Consider the following 23,130-nt stretch of genomic DNA (forward strand, 5'->3'; position numbering starts at 1 on the left):
AAGATATAGTATTTGTTTCATGGATAATGTAGTAATAAGGCCTATTTTACAAAAAGATAATGCATCTGTAGCAGAGGTAATTAGGCAAGTGTTGGTAGATCTTGGTGTTCCAAAAGTTGGTACTGCTTATGCAGATAAAGCATTAGATTCTATGTATGAAAACTATAATGTACCCAAAGCAACTTATTTTGTAGCAGAAGTAAATGGCAAAATTTTAGGTTGTGCAGGAGTAGCACAATTAGAAAATTATGATAGTGATACTTGCGAATTGCAAAAAATGTATTTTTTAGAAGAGGCAAGGGGTAAAGGTTTAGGAAGTAAAATGATGGATGCTTGTATTTCTAAGGCGCGTGAGTATCGTTTTAAAAAGTGTTATTTAGAGACAATGCCATATATGAAAGATGCTCAAAAACTATATAAAAAAACAGGTTTTAAGTATATAGATTGCCGTATGGGAGATACGGGGCATTATTCTTGCCCTGTTTTTATGTTATTAGAGCTTTAGTTGATAGGTTTTATATATTGATTTTTTAGTATGTTGTTAAAAGAAATAAAGAAAATTTTTCATATAGAATTAGATGCTATGTATCCTGTAGAAGAGGTAGATAGTTTTTTTTATATGACTATAGAGCATTATCTTAAATTAGAAAGATTTATACTTGCTATGCAACCAGATTATGTGGTTAAAAAAGAAGAGGAAGGTGTTTTGTTTTCTACCATAGAACAGTTAAAAAAAAATGTACCAATACAGTATATTTTTAAAACTGCACATTTTATGGGGTTAGATTTTAACGTAAATTCTAATGTGTTAATTCCTAGGCCAGAAACAGAAGAATTGGTAAGTTGGATTTTAAGTGAAGTGGACATTAATCAAGAAATTACTATTCTAGATATTGGCACAGGTAGTGGCTGTATAGCTATTAGTTTGGCTAAAAACTTGCCTAAGGCAAAGGTGTTTGCTTTGGATGTTTCTAAAAATGCTTTAGAGGTTGCAAAAAATAATGCAGAAGCCAATAATGTATCGGTAACTTTTATAGAAAAAAGTATATTAGAAGAACCTAATCTTAAGCAAAAATTTGATGTTATTGTATCTAATCCGCCTTATGTTAGGGAGTTAGAAAAGGTAGAAATGAATGCAAACGTATTAGATAACGAGCCAAGTTTGGCATTGTTTGTTTCTGATAATAAGCCACTTGTGTTTTACGATGCAATTACAAATTTTGCAGTAAATTATTTGGTAGATGGTGGTAAGTTGTATTTTGAAATTAACCAATATTTAGGAAAAGAAACAAAGGCCCTTTTAGAGAAGCACGATTATAAAAACATCATTTTAAAAAAAGATATGTTTGGTAATGATAGGATGTTAAAAGGGGAAATTGAAAATTAGTTTTAATAAAAAATATTCATTCAGTCTACTAAAAATACTGAATAAGAAAAAATAGAAGTAAGAATGTCTGTAAAAGAGCAAATTGAAGCATTGCGTGATGAGCTACGCAAACACAATCATAATTATTATGTTTTAGATACACCAACAATATCAGATTACGATTTTGATATCAAGTTAAAAGAATTACAAGCCTTAGAAGCTAAGCATCCAGAATTTTATGATGCTAATTCGCCAACATTACGTGTTGGAGGAGAAATCACTAAAAACTTTAATACAGTTGTGCATGAGCATAGAATGTATTCTTTAGATAACTCTTATTCTAAAGAAGATTTGTTAGACTGGGAAAAACGTGTAGAAAAAATATTAGGAGACTCTAATATAGAATTTACGTGCGAGTTAAAGTATGATGGGGCTTCAATAAGTTTAACTTATGAAGATGGTAAATTAGTACGTGCAGTTACCCGTGGAGATGGTTTTCAGGGAGATGAAGTAACAACTAATATTAAAACCATAAAATCTGTTCCATTACAGTTAAAAGGAGATTACCCTCCTAAATTTGATATTAGAGGAGAAATTGTATTGCCTTTTGAGGGTTTTCATAAAATGAATGAAGAGCGAGTAGCAAATGGCGAAGATCCTTATATGAACCCCAGAAATACAGCATCTGGTAGTTTAAAATTACAAGATAGCTCTTTGGTTGCTCAACGTCCTTTAGAGTGTTTATTGTATAGTGTTGTTGGGGCTAACTTAAATTTAGAAACTCAGTTTGATGCATTAGAAAAAACACGTTCCTGGGGGTTTAAAGTGCCAACTGTAGCTAAACTTTGTAAAAGTGTAGATGAAGTTATGGCTTTTGTAGAGTATTGGGATGTTCATAGGCATGAGTTGCCTTATGAAACAGATGGAGTAGTGGTTAAAGTAAATACATTACGTTACCAAGAAGAGCTAGGATATACTTCTAAATCTCCACGTTGGGCAATGGCTTATAAATTTAAAGCAGAGCAGGTTTCTACGGTTTTAAATGAAATAAGTTACCAAGTTGGTCGTACAGGAGCAATTACTCCTGTTGCTAATTTAGAGCCTGTTTTGTTGGCAGGTACAACGGTAAAAAGAGCATCATTGCATAATGCAGATCAAATAGAAAAATTAGATGTTAGAGTAGGAGATACTGTTTTTGTAGAAAAAGGAGGAGAGATAATCCCTAAAATTGTTGGTGTTAATTTAGAGGTAAGACCACAAGATTCCCTACCTACGCATTACATAGAGCATTGCCCAGAATGCAATACAGAATTAATTAGAACAGAGGGCGATGCAAAGCATTATTGCCCTAATGAATATGGTTGTCCGCCACAAATAACAGGTAAAATTCAGCATTTTATATCCAGAAAAGCAATGGATATAGACGGTTTAGGTAGTGAAACGGTAGAGTTACTATTTAAAGAAGGTTTGATAAAGAATTATGCAGACTTGTATACCTTAACAGTAGAACAATTACTGCCGTTAGAGCGTATGGCAAAAAAATCTGCAGAGAATCTTGTAAAAGGTGTTGCGGCTTCTGTAGAGATACCTTTTGAGCGTGTTTTGTTTGCTTTAGGAATACGATTTGTAGGTGAAACGGTAGCTAAGAAATTAGCAAAGGCTTATAAAAATATAGATGCTTTAATGTATGCTTCTGCATTAGAATTAGCTACAGTAGATGAAATAGGAGAGCGTATAGCTTCTAGTGTGGTAGAGTTTTTTCAGAATGAAATTAATTTAGAGAGTATAAATAGGTTAAAAAGCTACGGACTTCAATTTCAGGTGTCTGCAGAAAAACTTTTAAATCAGACTGAAAAATTAAAAGGAGAAACATATGTAGTATCTGGAGTTTTTGAAATGAGTAGAAACGACCTTAAAAAATTAATAGAGGATAATGGAGGTAAAGTTGGTTCTTCTATTTCATCTAAAACTTCTTTTTTAATAGCTGGCGATAAAATGGGGCCTAGCAAACGTACAAAGGCTGAGAGTTTAAATATCCCAATTATAACAGAGAAAGATTTTTTAACAAAGCTCGGTTAAATTTTAAAAATAGTAATAGATTGTAAATCAATATTTTGTAATTAGCTTCCTTGTGTGATTTAATATTTGTTATATTTATAACAAAATGTTTTATTTAAAAAACAAAGTAGCTTTGTATCTTTGCATTAAATTGTGCTAGATAATAATTACATTTGTGTAAATGTAAAATTGCATGTTAAAAGGCATAAAAAATAAATTTAAGCGCAAGGCAGCGGTAAAATTTTTAAACGAAAATAAAAACAAGCGTGTTACTTGTTCTAGAATAAAAAAAGGAATAAGTAAGGTTGGTTGTATTGTAGATTTGGACAATGTTCCAGACGGTACAGTTTTTAACGAGTTTATTAAGGAGTTTTCTTTGCAGCCAAATGCATTAAAAATTATAGGTTACAAAGCAGAGCATGATAAAAACTCTCCTTATTCAACTCCGGTTTTTTCGGAGGAAGATTTAGGTTGGGGAGCAAAAATAGAAAATAGTTACGCATTAGAATTTTTAGATAATGAGTATGATATGCTTATTAGTTATTATACAGAAGATAACTTATTGTTGCAATTGGTAACTATGCAGTCTAAAGCTAGGTTAAAAGTTGGTTTTGGAGAAGTTGATGAGAATTTAAATGATTTAATCTTAAATATACCAATTAAAGATTTTAGCATTTTTAAAAAAGAGCTGGGAAAATATCTCTCAGTTTTAAATGAAATATAAAAAGAACGTACTACTATGTAAAGCACGTTCTTAAATTTTGATGATTAAATTTATACGTGTGAAAGAGTTAGTTGGTACTGGTGTTGCGCTAGTTACGCCCTTTAAGTCAGATTTGTCTGTAGATGTTACAGCGTTGCAAAATATTGTAGAATACAATATAGCTAATGGTATTAATTATTTAGTGGTTCTAGGAACTACAGGAGAACCTGCAACACTTACAGCAGAAGAAAAACAGTTGGTTATAGATACTGTTGTTAAGGTAAATGCCAGGAGATTACCTTTAGTATTGGGTGTTGGAGGCAATAATACAATGGCTGTTGTTGCAGAACTTAAAGAAAGAGATTTAAGTGATTTTGCTGCAGTTTTATCTGTTTCACCTTATTACAATAAGCCAACTCAAGAAGGAATTTATCAGCATTTTAAAGCTATGTCTTTAGCGTCACCTAAGCCAATTATAGTGTATAACGTACCTGGCAGAACAGGTAGCAATATGTTGGCATCTACAACGGTTAGGTTAGCAAAAGACTTTAGTAATATTGTTGCTATTAAAGAAGCTTGCGGAGATATGGTACAAATACTGTCTATCATAAAAGATAAGCCAAAAGACTTTATGGTTATTTCTGGAGACGATTTTACAGCATTATCTACTGTTTTAGCAGGAGGTTCTGGAGTTATTTCTGTAATAGGACAAGGCATTCCTGCAGAATTTTCTAAAATTATATCTTTAGGGTTAGAAAATAATGCGGCAGATGCACATTTGTTGTATAATAAAGTACACGATATTATAGATTATATTTTTAGAGAAGGAAATCCTGCAGGTATAAAAGCAATTTTTGATTATTTAGAATTATCTACAGCTAAAGTTCGTTTACCTTTATTAGAAGCTACGCCAGAATTAAAGTCAACAATAAATGGGTTTATGAATAGTTTTAATAAGCAAATGGCTTAACTTTTTATCATTTTAATAAAATATTAAGTTAAAACTTAGCCAAAAACTAGTGCAAACAATATTGGCATTCCTATTTTAGCGGTATAAAAAATGTTTTTTATATCCGTATAGAATGACTAATTTTGCAAAATGTTTTTAAGAATGAAGAAAATATTACCTCTTTTATTATTGGTGTTAGTCTTGGGCTCTTGTAGTGAATACCAAAAAGTATTAAAAAACCAAGATATTAAAGCTAAATATGAAATGGCCGAAAAGTTTTACAACGAAGGCGATTTTAAAAGAGCTAACCGTTTGTTTGAGCAAATAACACCTAAATATGTAGGTAAGCCACAAGGTGAGCGTGTAATGTTTTTTAACGCAAATAGCTACTATGAAATAAGAATGTACAATGATGCTGGTTATCATTTTGAGCGTTTTATAAAAGCATATCCTAGAAGTGAAAAAGTGCAAGAAGCTTCTTTTATGGGAGCTAAGAGTTATGCTCACTTGTCTCGTAACTATTCTTTAGATCAGACAGATACAGATAAGGCATTGTTAAAGATGCAGAATTTTATAAATACATACCCAGATTCTGAGTATTTAGCAGAAGCAAATGAGATTGCTGCTAAGCTGATAACTAAAAAAGAAAAAAAATCTATAGAAATTGCAAAGCAATTTACTAAATTAGGTGAGTTTTACGATTTAGAATACTCTATATCAGCAATTAAAGCATTAGAAAACTTTATGATAGACAATCCAGGTTCTATTTATAAAGAAGAAGCATTATATTATAAAACGCTTGCAGCTTATAATTTAGCAATAAACAGTCATCCTTATAAAAAGGAAGAACGTTTAAAAAATGCTAATGAAGCATACGGTAAGTTAATGAAGACTTTTCCTGAAACAGAATTTGCTAAAAAGGCAAATAATATGAAGGAGAAAATAGATAAAGAATTACAAAATTATTCAAAATAAATATTAGGCTATGAATATGAACGACTTGAAGAATTCAAAAGCAGCTGTATCTACAACTACCATTAATAAGAATGAGTTTGATGCTGGTACAGGGAATATATACGAAGCAATTTCTATAGTTTCTAAAAGAGCAATACAGATTAATTCTGATATTAAAAAAGAACTTTTAGAAAAGTTAGAAGAGTTTGCTACGTACAACGATAGTTTAGATGAAATTTTTGAAAACAAAGAGCAAATTGAAGTTTCTAAGTTTTATGAAAAATTACCAAAGCCGCACGCGTTAGCAGTAACAGAGTGGTTAGAGGATAGAATATACCATAGAAATACAGCGAAAGACTCATAGAGATGTTAGGTGGTAAAAATATCCTTTTAGGAATAACCGGAGGTATTGCCGCATACAAAACTACATTTCTTGTTCGCTTACTAATAAAAGCTGGCGCTAACGTTAAAGTTATTTTAACGGATAGCGCCAGCTCTTTTGTTTCTCCACTTACCTTAGCTACGCTATCTAAAAATCCAGTATTAACATCTTTTGTTAGTGAGGGTAAAGAAGAAGGAATATCTTGGAACAATCATGTAGAAATGGGTTTGTGGGCAGATTTAATGGTTATTGCTCCGGCAACAGCAAATACTTTGTCTAAAATGGCAAATGGTGTTTGTGATAATTTATTATTGGCAACGTATTTATCTGCTAAATGTCCTGTGTTTTTTGCTCCGGCAATGGATTTAGATATGTATAAGCATCCGTCTACTTTGGCTTCTTTTGATAAGCTTAATTCTTTTGGTAATATTATGATACCTGCAGGGGAAGGTGAGTTAGCTAGTGGTTTACACGGTGAAGGTAGAATGGCAGAGCCAGAAGATATAGTGCAGCACTTAAAACAATTTTTAAATACAGGTTTGCCGCTAAGTGGTAAAAAAGTGATTATTACAGCTGGTCCTACTTATGAAGCAATAGATCCTGTGCGTTTTATAGGCAATCACTCATCTGGTAAAATGGGGTATGAGCTTGCTTTGGCAGCAGCAAACAAAGGAGCTAAAGTAGTTTTAGTTTCTGGCCCGTCACACCTAACTATTTCTCATGATAATGTTACACTTGTACGTGTAAAATCTGCAGATGAAATGTATGATGAAGTACATAAACATTATGCGCATTTTGATATTGCTATATGTGCTGCTGCAGTTGCAGACTATAAGCCTAAAACTATTGCAGATCAAAAAATAAAAAAGAATGATGCTGAGATGCAAATAACTCTTGTTAAAAATAAGGATATTTTATTTTCTTTAGGAGAACAAAAGAAGCATCAATTTTTAGTAGGCTTTGCGTTAGAGACTCAAAACGAAGTGGAAAACGCTACAAAAAAGCTTAAAAAGAAGAATTTAGATATTATAATACTTAACTCTTTAAATGATACAGGAGCTGGTTTTGGAAAATCAACCAATAAAATATCAATTATAGATAAGAAATTAAATATAAAAACGTTTAAACTAAAGACAAAGGCAGATGTTGCCTTAGATATTGTAAATGAAATTATTATAAAAACGAATGTATAAATTTATAATTGCTTTTTTTTGTTTTGCTATTTTTTCTACTGCCACGGCACAAGAACTTAACTGTACAGTAACAGTAAACTCTGACCAAGTAGGGCAAACAAACCAGCAAGTTTTTAAAACATTAGAGCGTGCGCTTAATGATTTTATGAATAAAACTAAGTGGACAAATCGTATTTACAAAGAGCAAGAACGTGTAAACTCTAGAATGTTTATTACTGTTACAGAGTACTCATCTAATAGTTTTAAAGCAAATATTCAAATACAATCTTCTAGACCTGTTTTTAACACATCATACGAGACACCTATTTTTAATTATAAAGACAATCAGTTTAATTTTAATTATATAGAATTTCAACCATTGGTGTATAACCAAAATACGTTTGATTCTAATTTGGTAGGTGTAATGTCTTACTATGCATATGTTATGTTAGGTTTAGATGCAGATAGTTTTGCTCTAGAGGGAGGTACAGAACATTTTAAAAAAGCACAAGGTATTGTTACTCAAGCTCAGGGTAGTAGTGCAGCAGGGTGGAGTCAGTCTTCTAGTGAAAGAACTCGTTTTGAGCTTGTAGATAACATTTTATCTAACGCTTACAGGGAATATAGAGTTGCAATGTATAACTACCATAGAAAAGGTATGGATGTGCTTGCAGATAATAACAGTACAGGAAAACAAGTAATTTCTGGTACAATACGCTTGCTGTCTACTATAGCTAAGCGTAGAACTAATGCGTTTGTGTTGCAAACATTTTTTGATGCAAAATCAGATGAAATAGTAAGTATTTTTTCTGATGGTCCAAAAATGGATGTGGTAAAACTTAAAGAAGTTTTAAATACAGCCGCACCTTTTTATTCTAGTACGTGGAATAAAATAAAATATTAACCCTCACTTTTTATATTATAATTATATTTGATGTAATTTTTAATTACACAAATTGTTAGTAACACTTTCTATAAAAAATTACGCTTTAATAGACCATTTAAATGTGTCTTTTACCAATGGTTTTACGGTAATAACCGGAGAAACTGGCGCGGGTAAATCTATCTTATTAGGTGGTTTAGCATTGGTGCTAGGTAAGCGAGCAGATTTATCATCATTAAGAGACAAGGAAAAAAAATGTGTTATAGAGGCAGAGTTCTCTATAGGAAAATACAATCTTAAGTCTTTTTTTAATGATAATGATGTGGATTATGAAGAACACACTATTATTAGGAGAGAGATACTGCCAAGTGGCAAGTCTAGAGCTTTTATTAATGATTCTCCTGTTAGGTTAGCAACTTTAACCACTTTAGGAGATGGTTTAATAGATGTTCACTCTCAAAACCAAACGCTACAATTAGGAGATAATGCTTATCAATTTAAAGTAATAGATGGTTTAGCTTCTAATGCAGATCTTTTAGCTATTTATGAAAAAGATTTGCGTTCATTTAAAAAGGAAACCAAAGCATTAGAGTTACTGCTACAAGAAAAACAAGATGGTATTAAAGAACATGATTATAATACTTTTTTGTTAAGTGAGTTAGAAAGTGCGCCTTTAAAAGAAGGAATTTTAGAAGAATTAGAAGAGCAGTACGAGCAGCTTAATAATGTAGAAAACATTATGGAGCACTTGTCTAAAGGACACCAGTTAATTTCTGATGAGCAAGTTGGTATTTTAAATTTATTAACAGAATTAAAACAAGCATCTAGCAAATTGGCAGGTTTTGGTTCGCAATTCACAAGTTTAAACGATCGTGTACAATCTGTTTTTATAGAGGTTGATGATATTTTTGAGGAGTTTGAAAGTTTAGAGAATAGCGTAGAAGCTAATCCTAAATTGCTTGAAGAGGTAAACGCTAAATTGCAACTGTTGTACGATTTGCAAAAAAAGCACGGTGTTTTAGAGATTGAAGAGTTGTTAAAAATAAAAGAAGAATTAGCTGTCAAGGTTGATGCTACAGAGAATATAGATGCAACTATAAAAGCAAAAGAAGCAGAAATTGAGGCTAAAGAAAAAGCACTAAATACAATTTGTGCAAAAATATCTAAGCAGCGTAAGGCAATTGTGCCAGAGTTAAAAAAGCAACTAGAAGCAATTTTAGAGTCTTTAGGTATGCCAAGCGCAGAATTTAAGATAGAAATAAATGCAGCACAAAGTTTTATGTATAATGGTAAAGATGAACTTGTTTTTCAGTTTTCTGCAAATAAAGGATCTGCTTTTGGTGAGTTGAAAAAAGTGGCATCTGGAGGAGAGCTTTCTCGTATTATGTTAGCTATAAAGGCAGTTTTAGCTAAATATGAAGATTTACCAACCCTTATGTTTGATGAGATAGATACAGGAGTTTCTGGAGAAATATCTAACAGAATGGGAGTTATTATGCAAGAGATGAGTAGTAGTATGCAGATATTCTCTATTACACACTTACCGCAAGTAGCATCTAAAGGTAATCATCATTACAAAGTATATAAAGAAGATAAAAATAACGTAACGCACACGCAAATGAAGCAACTTACTACAGAAGAAAGAGTAGTGGAGTTAGCAGAAATGTTGGGAGGTAAAGATTTATCAGATTCTGCTATTGCACACGCAAGGCAGTTATTGAATTAGAAGCATTGCATTCTACTTTTTTTGAATATCTTTACGCGCACATAAAAATTACCAAAATAAACAGCAAATGGCATACAATTTATTAAAAGGAAAAAGAGGTATTATATTTGGAGCATTAGATGAAAATTCTATTGCTTGGAAAACTGCAGAAAGAGTACACGCAGAAGGTGGTACTTTTGTGTTAACTAACGCACCTATAGCAATGCGTATGGGGCAAATAAAGCAGTTGGCAGAAAAAACAGGATCAGAAATTATACCTGCAGATGCAACTAGCGAAGAAGATTTAAACAACTTGGTAGCAAAGTCTACAGAAATTTTGGGTGGTAAATTAGATTTTGTTTTACACTCTATAGGAATGTCTGTAAACGTAAGAAAAGGTCGTGCTTATACAGATGAGAAGTATGATTTTACAGCAAAAGGTTGGGATGTTTCTGCATTGTCTTTTCATAAAGTAATGCAAAGTTTATATAAAGCAGATGCAATGAACCAGTGGGGAAGTATTGTAGCTTTAACTTATATGGCTGCACAACGTACATTTCCAGATTATAATGATATGGCAGATAATAAAGCATATTTAGAATCTGTAGCTCGTAGTTTTGGTTATTTCTTTGGTAAAGAAAAGCAAGTACGTGTAAATACAATTTCTCAGTCTCCAACGCCAACAACAGCAGGTCAAGGTGTTAAAGGTTTTGGTGGTTTTATTGCTTATGCAGATAAAATGTCTCCTTTAGGTAATGCAACTGCTCAGGATTGTGCAGATTATACTGTTTCTTTGTTTTCAGACCTTACAAAGAAAGTAACTATGCAAAACTTATTTCATGATGGAGGTTTTTCTAACACAGGAGTTAGCCAAGAGGTAATAGAGCATTTTACAGAAGAATAAGAATAATATAATATAGTAAGAGCCATCCTTTTTTTGGGGTGGCTTTTATGTTTACAGTGGTACTACATGAATTTTTTGTTTTCTTTTATAGTTCCGGTTTATAACAGGCCTAATGAAATTAGAGAGTTGTTGCAAAGTTTAGAGCAACAAACCTACACAAAACCTTATGAGATTGTTATTGTGGAAGATGGTTCTACTATTAGCTCAGAGGAAGAGGTTTCTCGTTTTTCTAGTTTACCAATATCATATTATAAAAAAGAGAATTCAGGACCAGGAGATTCTAGAAATTACGGAATGCGAAAAGCTAAGGGTAATTACTTTATAGTCTTAGATTCAGATTGTATTTTACCATCACATTATTTAGAAACTGCAGAAGCATCACTGCAAAAAGACTATGTAGACTGTTACGGCGGGCCAGATGCGGCACATGAATCTTTTTCTACAGTACAAAAAGCAATTAATTACGCAATGACATCGTTTTTTACAACAGGTGGTATACGCGGAGGTAAAAAGGCAGTAGATAAATTTCAGCCTCGTAGTTTTAATATGGGTATTTCTAAAGAGGCTTTTGAGCAAACTGGTGGCTATGGTAATATTCATCCTGGTGAGGACCCAGATTTAACTATTAGAATCTGGAATAGCGGTTTTAAAACCAAATTAATACCAGAAGCTTACGTGTATCATAAGCGTAGAATAGACTGGAATAAATTTTACATTCAGGTAAACAAGTTTGGTATGGTGCGCCCAATATTAAACAAATGGCATCCTGAAACAGCTAAAATTACGTATTGGTTTCCGGCTTTATTTTGCTTTGGGTTTTTAGTTTCAATATTGGCTTCGTTTTTAGGACTACCTTGGTTTTTATATTGTTATAGTTTGTATTTTACGCTGTTATTTATAGATTCGCTTATAAAAAATAAAAGTATTGTAATTGCGTTTTTATCTTTAGTAGCTGTTACAATACAATTTTTAGGGTATGGTTATGGCTTTTTAAAATCTACTTTAACTTTAAACTCAAGTAAAAAGACTGCACAAGAATTATTTCCTAAATTATTTTTTAAATTATAAAGGTGTTAAGTAAAATAAAAAACGGACTAAATAAACGTAAAGTGAAAATATTTTCACTGTTTTTACTATGTGCTACTATGGCGTGGTTTATTAGTAATTTGTCTGATTCTTATACAGCAAATACTTATTTTAATTTAGAGTACATAAACGTACCAGATAGTTTATTTTTTGCAGAAAAACACCAGAAAGAAGTTCAGGTAAAAGTACACGCAGGAGGTTTTCAGTTGTTACGTTTAAATACTTTTAGAAAAAATATAAAAGTAGATTTAAAAAGTGTAGAACATAAAGGAGATAAGTTTTTTCTACGACAGTCTGTGTTTAGGAAGCAAATAGAACAACAATTGCCCAACTCATTATCTTTAACAGAAGTTGGTTTTAGTGACACTTTGTATTTAGATTTGTATAAGTTGCATACAAAAAAAGTTCCTGTTATATCTAGTGTTAAAGTAGATTTAGCGCAAAACTATGTGCTAGATAAAGAGCTTAAAATAACACCAGATTCTATAAAAATTTCTGGACCAAAAACAGAGATAGATTCTATTAACTATGTTAGATCAGAAGAATATGATTTTAGTAATATTTCTTCAAGCTTTAAGCAAAAATTAGGTTTATTGTTACCTCAAGATCTAACCAATACAAAGTTTTCTAACGAGAGTGTTGTTGTTTCTGGTGAGGTCTTTCGTTTTTCAGAGAAAATAATTACAGTGCCAGTTACTGTGTTAAATTTACCAGAAGAAGTAAGTATTAGAACGTTTCCTAATAAAGTTTCTATTTTGTGTAAAGCAAAAGTTACAGATTTAAAAGAGGTTAAAGTGTCTGATTTTAGTTTAACTGCAGACTTTAATGATTATGTTGATGAAAACTCACCAATTTTAAAGTTAAAACTAAGTAAAAAGCCAGAGGGTGTATATAGTGCTAAGTTAAAAGAAGAAGCTGTAGAATTTATTTTAAATAGAAAATGAAAATAGTAGGTTTAACAGGAGGTATAGGTAGTGGAAAAAGTACAGCAGCAAAAATGTTTGCAGATTTAGGTGTTCCTGTTTATAATTCGGACCTAGAAGCTAAACAGTTAATGCATACTTCTGTTAGTGTTAAAGAGCAAATAGCAAGCCTATTAGGTAAAGATGCTTATGTAAACAATGTTTTAAATAGAGAATATATAGCAGAAAAGGTATTTGCGGATGCTAGTTTGTTAGAGCAACTAAATAATATTGTACACCCAGCTGTAAGAGAGCACTTTTTAGAGTGGACTAAAAAACAAGACGCACCCTATGTTATACAGGAAAGCGCAATTATTTTTGAAAATAAAAACCAAGATTTCTACGATTACATAATTTTGGTTACAGCACCTTTGGAAGTCAGAATTAATAGGATTTTAAAAAGGGATAATACTACACGAGAAAAAATTCTTTCTAGAATGAACAATCAATGGACAGATGAAAAGAAAGAAAAAATGTCTGATTTTAAGTTAATAAATGAAGATATTGTAAATTTAGAGTTAAAAATAAATGAAATTCACTCTATATTAAGGAGCTTGTCTTAATAATCGTTAAAGTTTAACTATTAGTGTTAAGGTTAGGTTAAACAGGAGAGACTATATATGTTAAAATCTTAATTTTGCCCAAATGAACAAGAAGTTATTGGTTGTACTTATTGTGTTAATGACCTTGTCTTTGCTAGGAATAATATTTGTTCAGGCGTATTGGATTAAAAAATCTATAGAGGACAAAGAAGAGCAATTTTATCAGACAGTATCTCAGGTACTAGATAATGTAGCAAGCAAAATAGAAACAAGAGAAATAAATGAGTATGGAGATAAGTTTATAGCGCTAAAAGATAGTGTTGGTAAACCATCAGAATACCAAATTAGAGATATTTTTTATAGAGAGGTAGATGAAGACTCTAGAGAAGTAACTATTTATAATCACGGAATATTAAAAGAGAATTACAATGTTCCACCTTCGTTCTTTGACAATGATCTTTTAAGTGATAGTACAACAACTATTACTAGTTATACAAGCAAAACTGTAGAAACTGTTTTAAAAGAAAATTTTGGTATGGATGGTAAAGGTTACAGCTTTACACCCATAAAAAAAATAACAAAATTTGGAGATATTTCTAGGTTTGAAAAATTACAGTTTGAGGAATCTTTTAGAGATGAGGCAAACAGAAGGCCAATGTATAAACGGGTTTCTAAAAAAGAGATTAGAACAGCTTTAGAAAAAGAATTTAAAAACAGAAAAATTGATATTGATTTTGAGTATGGTATTTATAGCAAAGGCCTACCAACATCTGTAAAATCTAGAAAATTTAAATTTGACCCAGAAACAATAAATAGAACACCTATTTTTAGGGATAGCGAAGGAAAAACAGATTTTTCGTTACTGGTTTCTTTTCCCGATAAAAAGGAATACTTAATTGGTTCTATTTTAGGAATGGCATTAATTACATTTTTATTTACCACTATTATACTTATAACGTATGTAGGTGCTATTTATCAATTAATTAGACAAAAGAAAATATCTGAAATAAAAACAGACTTTATTAATAATATGACGCACGAGTTTAAAACCCCAATTGCTACTATAAATTTAGCAGTAGAGGCCATTAAAAACCCTGCAACCATAGGAGATAAAGAAAAAGTTGGTCGTTACTTACAAATGATAAGAGACGAAAATAAAAGAATGCACGCACAAGTAGAGAATGTGTTGCGTATATCTAAATTGGAGAAGAATCAATTAGATATTAGTAAGGAAAGAGTAGATGTACACGACATAATTGAAGATGCTATTACACACGTAGAGTTAATAGTAGATGATAGAGGTGGTTATATTAATACACACCTAAATGCTAAGCGTACAGATGTTTTGGCTAATGAAATGCACTTTACCAACGTGTTGGTAAATGTTATGGATAATGCTATTAAATACTCTCCCGAAGCACCAAAAATTGATGTGTATACAGAGAGTACTAAAAATAGTATTGTTATAAAAATTAAAGATCAAGGGTCTGGAATGAGTAAAGCTGTTCTGAAAAAAGTTTTTGAAAAATTTTACAGAGAGCACACAGGAGATATACATAATGTAAAAGGGCACGGTTTAGGACTGGCCTACGTAAAAAAAATAATAGATGATCACCAAGGTGAAGTTTATGCAGAAAGCGAAAAAGGAAAAGGAAGCACTTTCTACATTAAATTACCTATAATTTAAGAGATATGGAAACAGTAAACAAGAAAATACTTTTGGTAGAGGACGATCCAAACTTTGGAATAGTTCTTAAAGATTATTTAGGAATGAATAATTTTGATGTAGTATTAGCTAAAAACGGAATGGAAGGTTTTGAAAAGTTCAAAAAAGACATTTATGATGTTTGTATTTTGGATGTGATGATGCCTTATAAAGATGGTTATACTTTAGCTAGAGAGATTAGAGAAAAGAATGAAAACGTGCCAATTGTTTTTCTTACTGCTAAAACAATGAAAGAAGATGTACTAAAAGGTTATAAAGCAGGTGCAGATGATTACTTAAATAAGCCTTTTGATTCTGAAGTTCTTTTAATGAAGCTAAAAGCTATATTACAAAGAAAATCTTCTAATACTATGGCAGATAGTAAAAAGTTTGAGTTTACAATTGGTGATTTTAAATTGAACTCTAAACTTAGATTCTTAAAATTTAAAGAAGAAGAAGCTGTTAAATTATCTCCAAAAGAAAACGATCTTTTACGTTTGTTGGCTTTACACGAAAACGATTTAATGCCAAGAGAATTAGCATTAACTAAAATATGGAGAGATGATAACTATTTTACATCTAGAAGTATGGATGTTTATATAGCTAAGCTTAGAAAGTATTTAAAGAAAGATGAGAATGTAGAGATATTAAACATTCACGGTGAAGGTTTCCGTTTGGTAATTAAAACTGAAGAAGAGTCTTAAAATATTTTTATTATAAAATATACAAAACAAAAAACCATCCTATTTAAGGATGGTTTTTTTTATGCTTGTAACTTTTCTTTAATAGTTGCTATTATGTTTTTAGGATCATCATTAAAATTTACCCAAAGTGTTTCTTTATTTTTTTTAAACCAAGTAAGTTGTCTTTTAGCAAATCTTCTGGTATTTTTTTTAATTTCAGATAACGCAAACTCTAGCGTCCAATTACCATTAAAAAACTGAAATAGCTCTCTGTAGCCAACAGTTTGTAGTGCGTTAAGGTTTTGGTGTTCTGTTAGTGCTTTGGCTTCGTTTAATAAGCCATTTTGCTCCATTAGATCTACTCTAGTATTAATTCTGTCATAAATAATTTCACGATCTGCCGTAATACCAATTGTAATTACATTAAATGGTCTTTTAGGTTTTTCCTGATTTAAAAAAGTAGAGTAGGGCTTCCCAGATCCAATACAAACCTCTAAAGCTCGTATTAATCTATGTGGATTGTCTTTATCTACTTTGTTGTAATATTCAGGATCTAAATTTTCTAATTTTTGTTGTAATGCAGTAATACCTTCTTTTTCAAATAAAGTATTTAAACTTGCTCTAACACTAGCATCTATTTTAGGGAAACTATCTAAGCCTTTGGTAACAGCATCTACATACAAACCGCTACCGCCAACAAGTACTACAATGTCTTTTTCTTTAAATAGATTGTCTAATTTTTTAAGCGCTTCTTTTTCAAAATCGCCAACAGAATAAGATTCTAAAATACTTTTATGCTGAATAAAATGATGTGGTGCAGCAGCTAGTTCATCTTTATCAGGAACAGCAGTACCAATAACCATTTCTTTAAAAAACTGACGAGAATCTGCAGATATTATTTCTGTATTAAAATGCTGTGCTAATGTAATTGCTAATTTTGTTTTTCCAATAGCGGTAGGGCCAACAACAGACAGTAGAGTTTTAGTATTCACTATGCTTCTTTTTCGTTTTCATCTTCATCTTCTTGGTTTAAGTTGTAGCCACACTTTCTACAATAATCAGCATCAGATCGTTTAATTTCACAACTACAATTAGGACAAGATCTTCCTTCGTCCATAGTTTTATTTGTGTTTAAGTTAGATGCGTACTCGGCAGATACAATACCTGTGGGTACAGCAATAACTCCGTAACCAATAATCATAATTAAAGTGGCTAAAAACTGCCCAAGTGGTGTTTGCGGAGAAATATCACCATAACCAACGGTAGTTAATGTAACTATTGTCCAGTAGACACTATGTGGTATACTGTTAAATCCGTGGTCTGGACCTTCAATTAAATACATTAATGTACCTAATAGTACAGATATTATCAATACAAAAAATACAAAAACTGATATTTTGGTTCTACTTGCTCTTAATGCATTTATAAGTTTATTAGATTCACCAACAAAACGCACTAGCTTTAATATTCTAAAAACACGCAATAACCTTAGTGCTCTAAATGCTGTAAAATACTGCGATCCCATAAAAAAGAAAGCTAAATATTTAGGCACCGTAGATAAAAAATCTATAATACCAAAAAAGCTAAAAATATACTTTTTAGGTTTGTTTATAATAATAACGCGTAATATGTATTCTATAGAGAATAAGATAGTTACTACCCATTCTGATATGTTTAAAAACTCGTGATATTTGGTGTCAAACCTAGGAACACTCTCTAGCATTACAATAATAACGCTGTAAACAATAAGTACAAGTAATAAAATATCAAACAATTTACCAGCAGGCGTGTGCGTACCGTAAATTATTTCGTGTATTTTGGCTTTCCAGCGTTTAGATGGTTTTTCGTTTTTCAATGGTTAGTCTAGTTGTATTTGTTGTACTCTTTTACTTTTTCTTAGGTAAGCTAAAATAAGATGAATAGTATTTGGAGTGCTTTTCATCTCTGTAATAATAGACTCTAAGATATGAATATTATTTATTTGATGGTTTAAATTATAGTACCCGTAGCCTTTAAACTCTCCGTCTTTTATTAAAATAGCAGAATATTCGCCTATTTCTCTTCCTTTATCTTTTATTAAAATATTTTTACCCACAAGGCTATATCTAGCAATTACTTCTTGTACTCTTAGGTTGTAAGATGCTGCATCTTCTTTATTAATACAAGCGCCATTGCAATTGCCATCTTCATAATTGCCGCAATTTGTTTTAGCCTCAGAAATAAGATTAACCTTATTGCACAAAGTATATTCCTTAGATATTTTATGAAGAAAGTTTTTAGCAGAAATAAAGCTACTAAAAGTTCCAATAGCATTTTCTGTTGTAGTTGTTTTTTCTATTTGAAGTGAAATGTAACCATTTTCGTTTTCTTTTTGAAAAATGCCGTAGTTAAACAAGCTCTTGCGTAAACTACTATTGTATTTAGGTTTTACTCTGCGTAATTCTTCGTTTTCTTTTAAGGTTGAAATTAGCTCGTTTCCTGTTTTTTCAAAAGTAACTTTACGTGTTTGCTTTTGCAATTTTTTAGCAACATTAGAAGTTCCTGTAAAGTGTTTGTTTACTTTTTTCTTAATGTCTGATGATCTACCTAAGAAAATTAAGTCGCCATCTTTGTCGTACATATAGTAAACACCAGTATCATTGGGCAATTGTTCTACAAGGTTTATTTGCCTGTCTGATAGTTCTCCCATAGAACCTTCTTTAATAACACTTTTTATAATGGTTTTATCTAAGTCTTTTGCAAGTAGTAATTTAAATAATTGCAATGTAGCAAGAGCATCGCCATTGGCTCTATGCCTGTCACTTACAGGAATACCAAGGGAACGCACTAATTTACCTAAGCTATAAGATTCTTTATCTGGTATTAATTCTTTAGATAAATTAACGGTACAAAGCGTTTTACGTTCAAAGTTAAAACCTAAGCGTCTAAACTCAGTTCTAAGAATTCTATAATCAAACTGAGCATTGTGAGCTACAATAACTGCGTCTTCAGTAATTTCAACAATACGTTTGGCAACCTCGTAAAACTTAGGAGCGGTACGCAACATTTTATCGTTTATACCAGTAAGTTTTACAACAAATGGCTGTATTTCTTTTTCCGGATTTACTAAGCTAATAAATTTGTCTACAACCTTATGCCCATCAAACCTATGAATGGCAATCTCTGTTATTCCTTCTTCATTAAATTTACCACCAGTGGTTTCAATATCTAAGATTACGTACATCAAATTTGTTCTAGCCTGTTGTTTATGAATAATTTCTACTTCCAAAAATACTGCTACCAATACGTACCATTGTACTTCCTTGGTCTATAGCAAGTTTATAATCGCCACTCATACCCATAGATAGTATTTTTACATCTAAGTTAGTAGATTTTATGCTTTGTAAAGAAGAGAATATTTCTTTTAACGTAGCAAACTCTTTTTTTACTTGGTTTTTATCATCTGTAAATGTTGCCATTCCCATAAGGCCAACAACGTTTATGTTTTCTAATGTTTTAAAAATGTCAGAATCTATAAGATTGTTTAATTCTTCTTTATCCAAACCAAATTTTGTGCTTTCTTCTGCAATATGCATTTGTAACAAACAGTTTATAACTCTGTTGTGTTTTTTTGCTTGTTTGTTTATTTCTTTTAGCAGTTTTAGGCTGTCTACACCGTGTACTAAAGAAACATATTCTGCCATATACTTTACCTTATTGGTTTGTACGTGGCCAATCATATGCCATTGAATATCTTTTGGCATAACCTCCCATTTTTGGGTCATTTCCTGAATTTTATTTTCACCAAAAATACGCTGACCAGCAGCATAGGCTTCTTCTAAATCAGAAACAGGTTTTGTTTTAGACACAGCTACAAGTGTAACCGTATCTGGTAATTCTTTTTTTATTGTTAATAAGGATTCTTTAATTGACATAATTTTAATTAAAAACTAAAATTCATAAATAGTAACGCCACTTCTTAACTTAGGCTCTATAAAAGTACTTTTAGGAGGCATTTGCAAGCCATCATCAGCAATACTTTTTAATTCTTGAATATTGGCAGGTAACATACCAAAGCCAACCCTAAATTTACCACTATCTATTTTATTAACTAAACTTACAATCTCTTTTTTACCACTTAAATAATCTATTCTGTCATTTTTACGTAAATCTGTAATCCCTAGAATAGGTTTTAAAATGGTATTGTAAAGTAGTTGTGCATCTAATTTATCTAAAGAGTTTTTAAATGTGTAAATAGATTTACGTAGGTGTAAAGAATAAAATTCGCCATCTAAATACATACTAAAGTGATGTTTTTTATTTGGCTTGTATGGTATTGCACCTCTATTTTCTATACGGTAAACAGCATCTAACTTTATTAAAAACTCTTCTTTGGTTAAACCATTAAGGTCTTTAACTAGTCTGTTAAATTCGTGTATTTTAAGCTCAGACTCAGGAATAAAATAACTCATAAAATAGTTATAGTTTTCTGTGCCATTATGTTCTTTATTTTGCTCTTTACAGTCTAAACAAAGTAATTCTGATGATGACGATCTGTGGTGCCCATCTGCAATATAAACTGTAGGTATATTTTTAAAAGCTTGTACAATAGCGTCTATATCTTCTTTTTCTGTAATAAGCCAAAGGTAATGTGTGTCTCTATACGTAGTTGTAAACTCATACTCTGCACGTTCTTTTTGCTTATTACTCATAATGGTTGTAACCTCTTTATTATCTGGATAGGTAATAAGTACTGGTTCTGCATTAAAACCAACTGTTTTTAAATAATCTTTAAAAACAATCTCTTTACTAGTAATAGTGTCCTCGTGCTTTTTTATAACATTGTTTTGGTAATCTTCTACGCTGGCGGCGGCAACAATACCATTAAACACTTGGTTGTCTCTGTCTACAACTTTATAAATGTAGAAAAACGGAGTAGAATCTTGTGTAAACACTCCGTCTTCTTTAAATTCTGAATATCTATTTTTTACCAATTGGTAACGTTCTACACCAGATATTTCTTTATCATATTTATAACCAGGGTTAACAATATGTAAAAAAGAATACGGATTATGGTCTAGCCGAGCCTCACGCTGTGCTTGCGTGTAGCTTTGGTAAGAACGAGAAGCAACTAAACTAACCTTATCTCTGGTTGGACGTACTGCTTTAAATGGTTTTATATTAGCCAATAGATTTTATTTAGCAAACTGAGAAGCTACTTTCTCTGCTTTTCTAGATTCTGAATAATCGTAAAAACCTTCACCAGACTTTATACCTAATTTTTTTGCCATAACCATATTTACAAGTAGTGGGCAAGGTGCGTATTTAGGATTTTTAAATCCGTCGTACATCACATTTAAAATGCTTAAACAAACATCTAAACCAATAAAATCTGCTAATTGTAATGGTCCCATTGGGTGTGCCATACCTAGTTTCATTACGGTATCAATTTCATCTACACCAGCAACACCATTGTAAAGTGTTTCTATAGCCTCATTAATCATAGGCATTAAAATTCTATTAGCAACAAAACCAGGGTAATCATTTACCTCTGTAGGTGTTTTTCCTAATTTAGTAGACAACTCCATAATAGTAGCAGTAACCTCATTAGATGTGTTATAACCTCTAATAATCTCTACCAATTTCATAATAGGTACAGGGTTCATAAAGTGCATGCCAATTACTTGTTCTGGTCTGTTGGTAACAGCAGCAATTTGTGTAATAGAGATAGATGATGTATTTGTAGCCAAAATAGTTTTAGCATCACAAGTAACATCTAAATCTTTAAAAATCTTTAATTTTAAGTCTACATTTTCAGTAGCAGCTTCTACTACTAAATCTACACCTTTAACACCATCTGCAAGTACAGTGTGTAGTGTAATGTTAGCTAGAGTATTGTTTTTATCTGCTTCAGATATTTTTTCCTTAGCAACCATTCTATCTAAATTTTTAGTAATGGTAGCTAAACCTTTATCTAAAGATGCTTGTGCAATATCTATTAAGTTAACCTTATAATTATTTTGTGCAAAAACGTGGGCAATACCATTACCCATTGTACCTGCTCCTATAACTGCTATATTTTTCATTTTATGTATATTAAAAAGATTCTATAATTTGTAAAGCTACTCGTAATGCGTTTGTTCCTTGTTCTAAAGTTACAATAGGAGTAGTGTTATTGTTTATGGCGTCTGCAAAAGTTTCAAGCTCATCTAAAATAGCGTTGTTACCTGCAACTTCTGGGTTTTCAAAATAAATTTGTTTTTTCTCTCCTTCAGCATTTTGTAAAATCATATCAAAATCACCTGCTTGTTCTGGCGCATCTTTCATTTTTACAACTTCAACCTTTTTCTCTAAAAAGTCTACAGAAATATAGGCATCTTGCTGAAAAAATCTTGATTTACGCATATTTTTTAAAGAAATTCTACTTGCAGTTAGGTTAGCAACACAACCATTTTCAAACTCTATACGTGCATTTGCAATGTCTGGAGACTTACTAATTACAGACACGCCACTAGCATTAATATTTTTAACCTTAGAATTAACTACACTTAATATAGCATCTATATCATGTATCATTAAATCTAAAACCACCGGCACATCTGTACCACGAGGGTTAAATTCTGCTAATCTGTGTGTTTCTATAAACATTGGGTTTACAATGCTGTCTTTTACAGAAGAAAAAGCTGGGTTAAAACGCTCTACGTGTCCTACTTGCCCTTTTACATTGTATTTGTTCTTAAGTTCTATAAGTTCTTCGGCCTCTGCCAAAGTATTTGTAATTGGTTTTTCAATAAAAATATGCTTACCTTTTTCAATAGCTTTTTTTGCACATTCAAAATGAGAAAGGGTAGGTGTTACAATGTCTAAAACATCTACGGCATCCATTAGTTTATTTATGTTATCGTAATATGTATAACCAAATTCGGCTTCTACTTTTTTACCGTTTATAACATCTGGATCATAAAATCCAACTAAAGAATATTTTTCTGATTCGTTAAGCAAACGCAAATGGATTTTCCCCAAATGACCTGCTCCCAAAACTCCAACATTAAGCATAAAAATCAATTTTCAACAAAAATAAGGATAATGTTTGTTCT

General features: G+C 31.5%; 23 protein-coding genes. 16 read left to right on the forward strand and 7 right to left on the reverse strand.

Translation table 11 applies throughout. From position 1 onward, the window contains the following. Positions 1-19: 19 nt before the first annotated feature. From AX016_RS10900 to AX016_RS10975, 16 genes are all read left to right on the forward strand, one after another. Positions 20-505, forward strand: coding sequence for a GNAT family N-acetyltransferase (locus AX016_RS10900; protein WP_100895637.1), 486 nt, complete (start codon positions 20-22; stop codon positions 503-505). A 30-nt stretch (positions 506-535) separates the two neighbouring features. Beyond that, a complete protein-coding gene (prmC, locus tag AX016_RS10905; RefSeq protein WP_100895638.1) occupies positions 536-1,387 on the forward strand; it encodes a peptide chain release factor N(5)-glutamine methyltransferase in 852 nt (283 codons plus the stop codon). Positions 1,388-1,450: 63 nt separating this feature from the next. Next, positions 1,451-3,445: an NAD-dependent DNA ligase LigA gene (gene ligA, locus AX016_RS10910; protein ID WP_100895639.1), complete on the forward strand. Its 1,995-nt coding sequence runs from the start codon at positions 1,451-1,453 to the stop codon at positions 3,443-3,445. 172 nt (positions 3,446-3,617) lie between these two features. Then, entirely contained in the window at positions 3,618-4,148 is a 531-nt protein-coding gene (locus AX016_RS10915) for a DUF6913 domain-containing protein (protein WP_100895640.1), read from the forward strand. Between the two features lie 58 nt (positions 4,149-4,206). Then, a complete protein-coding gene (dapA, locus tag AX016_RS10920; RefSeq protein WP_100895641.1) occupies positions 4,207-5,097 on the forward strand; it encodes a 4-hydroxy-tetrahydrodipicolinate synthase in 891 nt (296 codons plus the stop codon). Between the two features lie 141 nt (positions 5,098-5,238). Continuing rightward, positions 5,239-6,051: an outer membrane protein assembly factor BamD gene (locus tag AX016_RS10925; protein WP_100895642.1), complete on the forward strand. Its 813-nt coding sequence runs from the start codon at positions 5,239-5,241 to the stop codon at positions 6,049-6,051. Positions 6,052-6,061: 10 nt separating this feature from the next. Continuing rightward, positions 6,062-6,394, forward strand: a complete 333-nt coding sequence (locus tag AX016_RS10930) for a DNA-directed RNA polymerase subunit omega (protein ID WP_013622851.1) — start codon at positions 6,062-6,064, stop codon at positions 6,392-6,394. Positions 6,395-6,396: 2 nt separating this feature from the next. Then, a complete protein-coding gene (coaBC, locus tag AX016_RS10935; RefSeq protein WP_100895643.1) occupies positions 6,397-7,605 on the forward strand; it encodes a bifunctional phosphopantothenoylcysteine decarboxylase/phosphopantothenate--cysteine ligase CoaBC in 1,209 nt (402 codons plus the stop codon). Next, positions 7,598-8,488 carry a type IX secretion system protein PorD gene (locus tag AX016_RS10940; RefSeq protein WP_100895644.1) on the forward strand — a complete coding sequence of 297 codons (891 nt, stop codon included), beginning with the start codon at positions 7,598-7,600 and terminating at the stop codon, positions 8,486-8,488. Before coaBC ends, AX016_RS10940 begins: the two co-directional genes overlap by 8 nt. A 52-nt stretch (positions 8,489-8,540) precedes the next feature. Continuing rightward, positions 8,541-10,193 (forward strand): DNA repair protein RecN, encoded by a 1,653-nt coding sequence (gene recN, locus AX016_RS10945; protein ID WP_100895645.1) that lies wholly within the window; start codon positions 8,541-8,543, stop codon positions 10,191-10,193. Positions 10,194-10,260: 67 nt separating this feature from the next. Then, entirely contained in the window at positions 10,261-11,076 is an 816-nt protein-coding gene (locus AX016_RS10950) for an enoyl-ACP reductase FabI (protein ID WP_100895646.1), read from the forward strand. Between the two features lie 66 nt (positions 11,077-11,142). Next, positions 11,143-12,144: a glycosyltransferase gene (locus AX016_RS10955; protein ID WP_100895647.1), complete on the forward strand. Its 1,002-nt coding sequence runs from the start codon at positions 11,143-11,145 to the stop codon at positions 12,142-12,144. A 41-nt stretch (positions 12,145-12,185) separates the two neighbouring features. Next, a complete protein-coding gene (locus tag AX016_RS10960) occupies positions 12,186-13,106 on the forward strand; it encodes a CdaR family protein (RefSeq protein WP_157811119.1) in 921 nt (306 codons plus the stop codon). Continuing rightward, positions 13,103-13,687 (forward strand): dephospho-CoA kinase, encoded by a 585-nt coding sequence (gene coaE / locus AX016_RS10965; protein ID WP_100895649.1) that lies wholly within the window; start codon positions 13,103-13,105, stop codon positions 13,685-13,687. Before AX016_RS10960 ends, coaE begins: the two co-directional genes overlap by 4 nt. Positions 13,688-13,769: 82 nt before the next feature. Beyond that, positions 13,770-15,353, forward strand: coding sequence for a sensor histidine kinase (locus tag AX016_RS10970; RefSeq protein ID WP_100895650.1), 1,584 nt, complete (start codon positions 13,770-13,772; stop codon positions 15,351-15,353). A 5-nt stretch (positions 15,354-15,358) separates the two neighbouring features. Beyond that, complete coding sequence (locus AX016_RS10975) at positions 15,359-16,075, forward strand: response regulator transcription factor (RefSeq protein WP_100895651.1); 717 nt, start codon at positions 15,359-15,361, stop codon at positions 16,073-16,075. 59 nt (positions 16,076-16,134) lie between these two features. Here the strand turns inward: AX016_RS10975 and miaA are convergent, their stop codons facing one another. From miaA to AX016_RS11010, 7 genes are read right to left on the reverse strand one after another with little or no spacing between them, the layout of a single operon-like run. Continuing rightward, positions 16,135-17,046, reverse strand: a complete 912-nt coding sequence (miaA, locus tag AX016_RS10980; protein ID WP_100895652.1) for a tRNA (adenosine(37)-N6)-dimethylallyltransferase MiaA — start codon at positions 17,044-17,046, stop codon at positions 16,135-16,137. Beyond that, positions 17,046-17,909: an ion transporter gene (locus AX016_RS10985; protein WP_100895653.1), complete on the reverse strand. Its 864-nt coding sequence runs from the start codon at positions 17,907-17,909 to the stop codon at positions 17,046-17,048. The genes miaA and AX016_RS10985 overlap by 1 nt, the downstream gene beginning before the upstream one ends. Before the next feature lie 3 nt (positions 17,910-17,912). Continuing rightward, positions 17,913-19,277, reverse strand: a complete 1,365-nt coding sequence (locus AX016_RS10990) for an exonuclease domain-containing protein (RefSeq protein WP_100896849.1) — start codon at positions 19,275-19,277, stop codon at positions 17,913-17,915. Positions 19,278-19,299: 22 nt separating this feature from the next. Continuing rightward, positions 19,300-19,968 (reverse strand): YggS family pyridoxal phosphate-dependent enzyme, encoded by a 669-nt coding sequence (locus AX016_RS10995; RefSeq protein WP_100895654.1) that lies wholly within the window; start codon positions 19,966-19,968, stop codon positions 19,300-19,302. Positions 19,969-19,983: 15 nt separating this feature from the next. Then, on the reverse strand, positions 19,984-21,222 hold the full coding sequence (locus AX016_RS11000; RefSeq protein ID WP_100895655.1) for a DUF1015 domain-containing protein: 1,239 nt from the start codon (positions 21,220-21,222) through the stop codon (positions 19,984-19,986). A gap of 6 nt (positions 21,223-21,228) precedes the next feature. Beyond that, positions 21,229-22,119 (reverse strand): 3-hydroxybutyryl-CoA dehydrogenase, encoded by an 891-nt coding sequence (locus AX016_RS11005; RefSeq protein WP_100895656.1) that lies wholly within the window; start codon positions 22,117-22,119, stop codon positions 21,229-21,231. 10 nt (positions 22,120-22,129) lie between these two features. Further along, a complete protein-coding gene (locus AX016_RS11010) occupies positions 22,130-23,089 on the reverse strand; it encodes a Gfo/Idh/MocA family protein (RefSeq protein ID WP_100895657.1) in 960 nt (319 codons plus the stop codon). Between the last annotated feature and the right edge of the window lie 41 nt (positions 23,090-23,130).

Source organism: Cellulophaga sp. RHA19, assembly GCF_002813425.1.
Taxonomy (GTDB): domain Bacteria; phylum Bacteroidota; class Bacteroidia; order Flavobacteriales; family Flavobacteriaceae; genus Cellulophaga.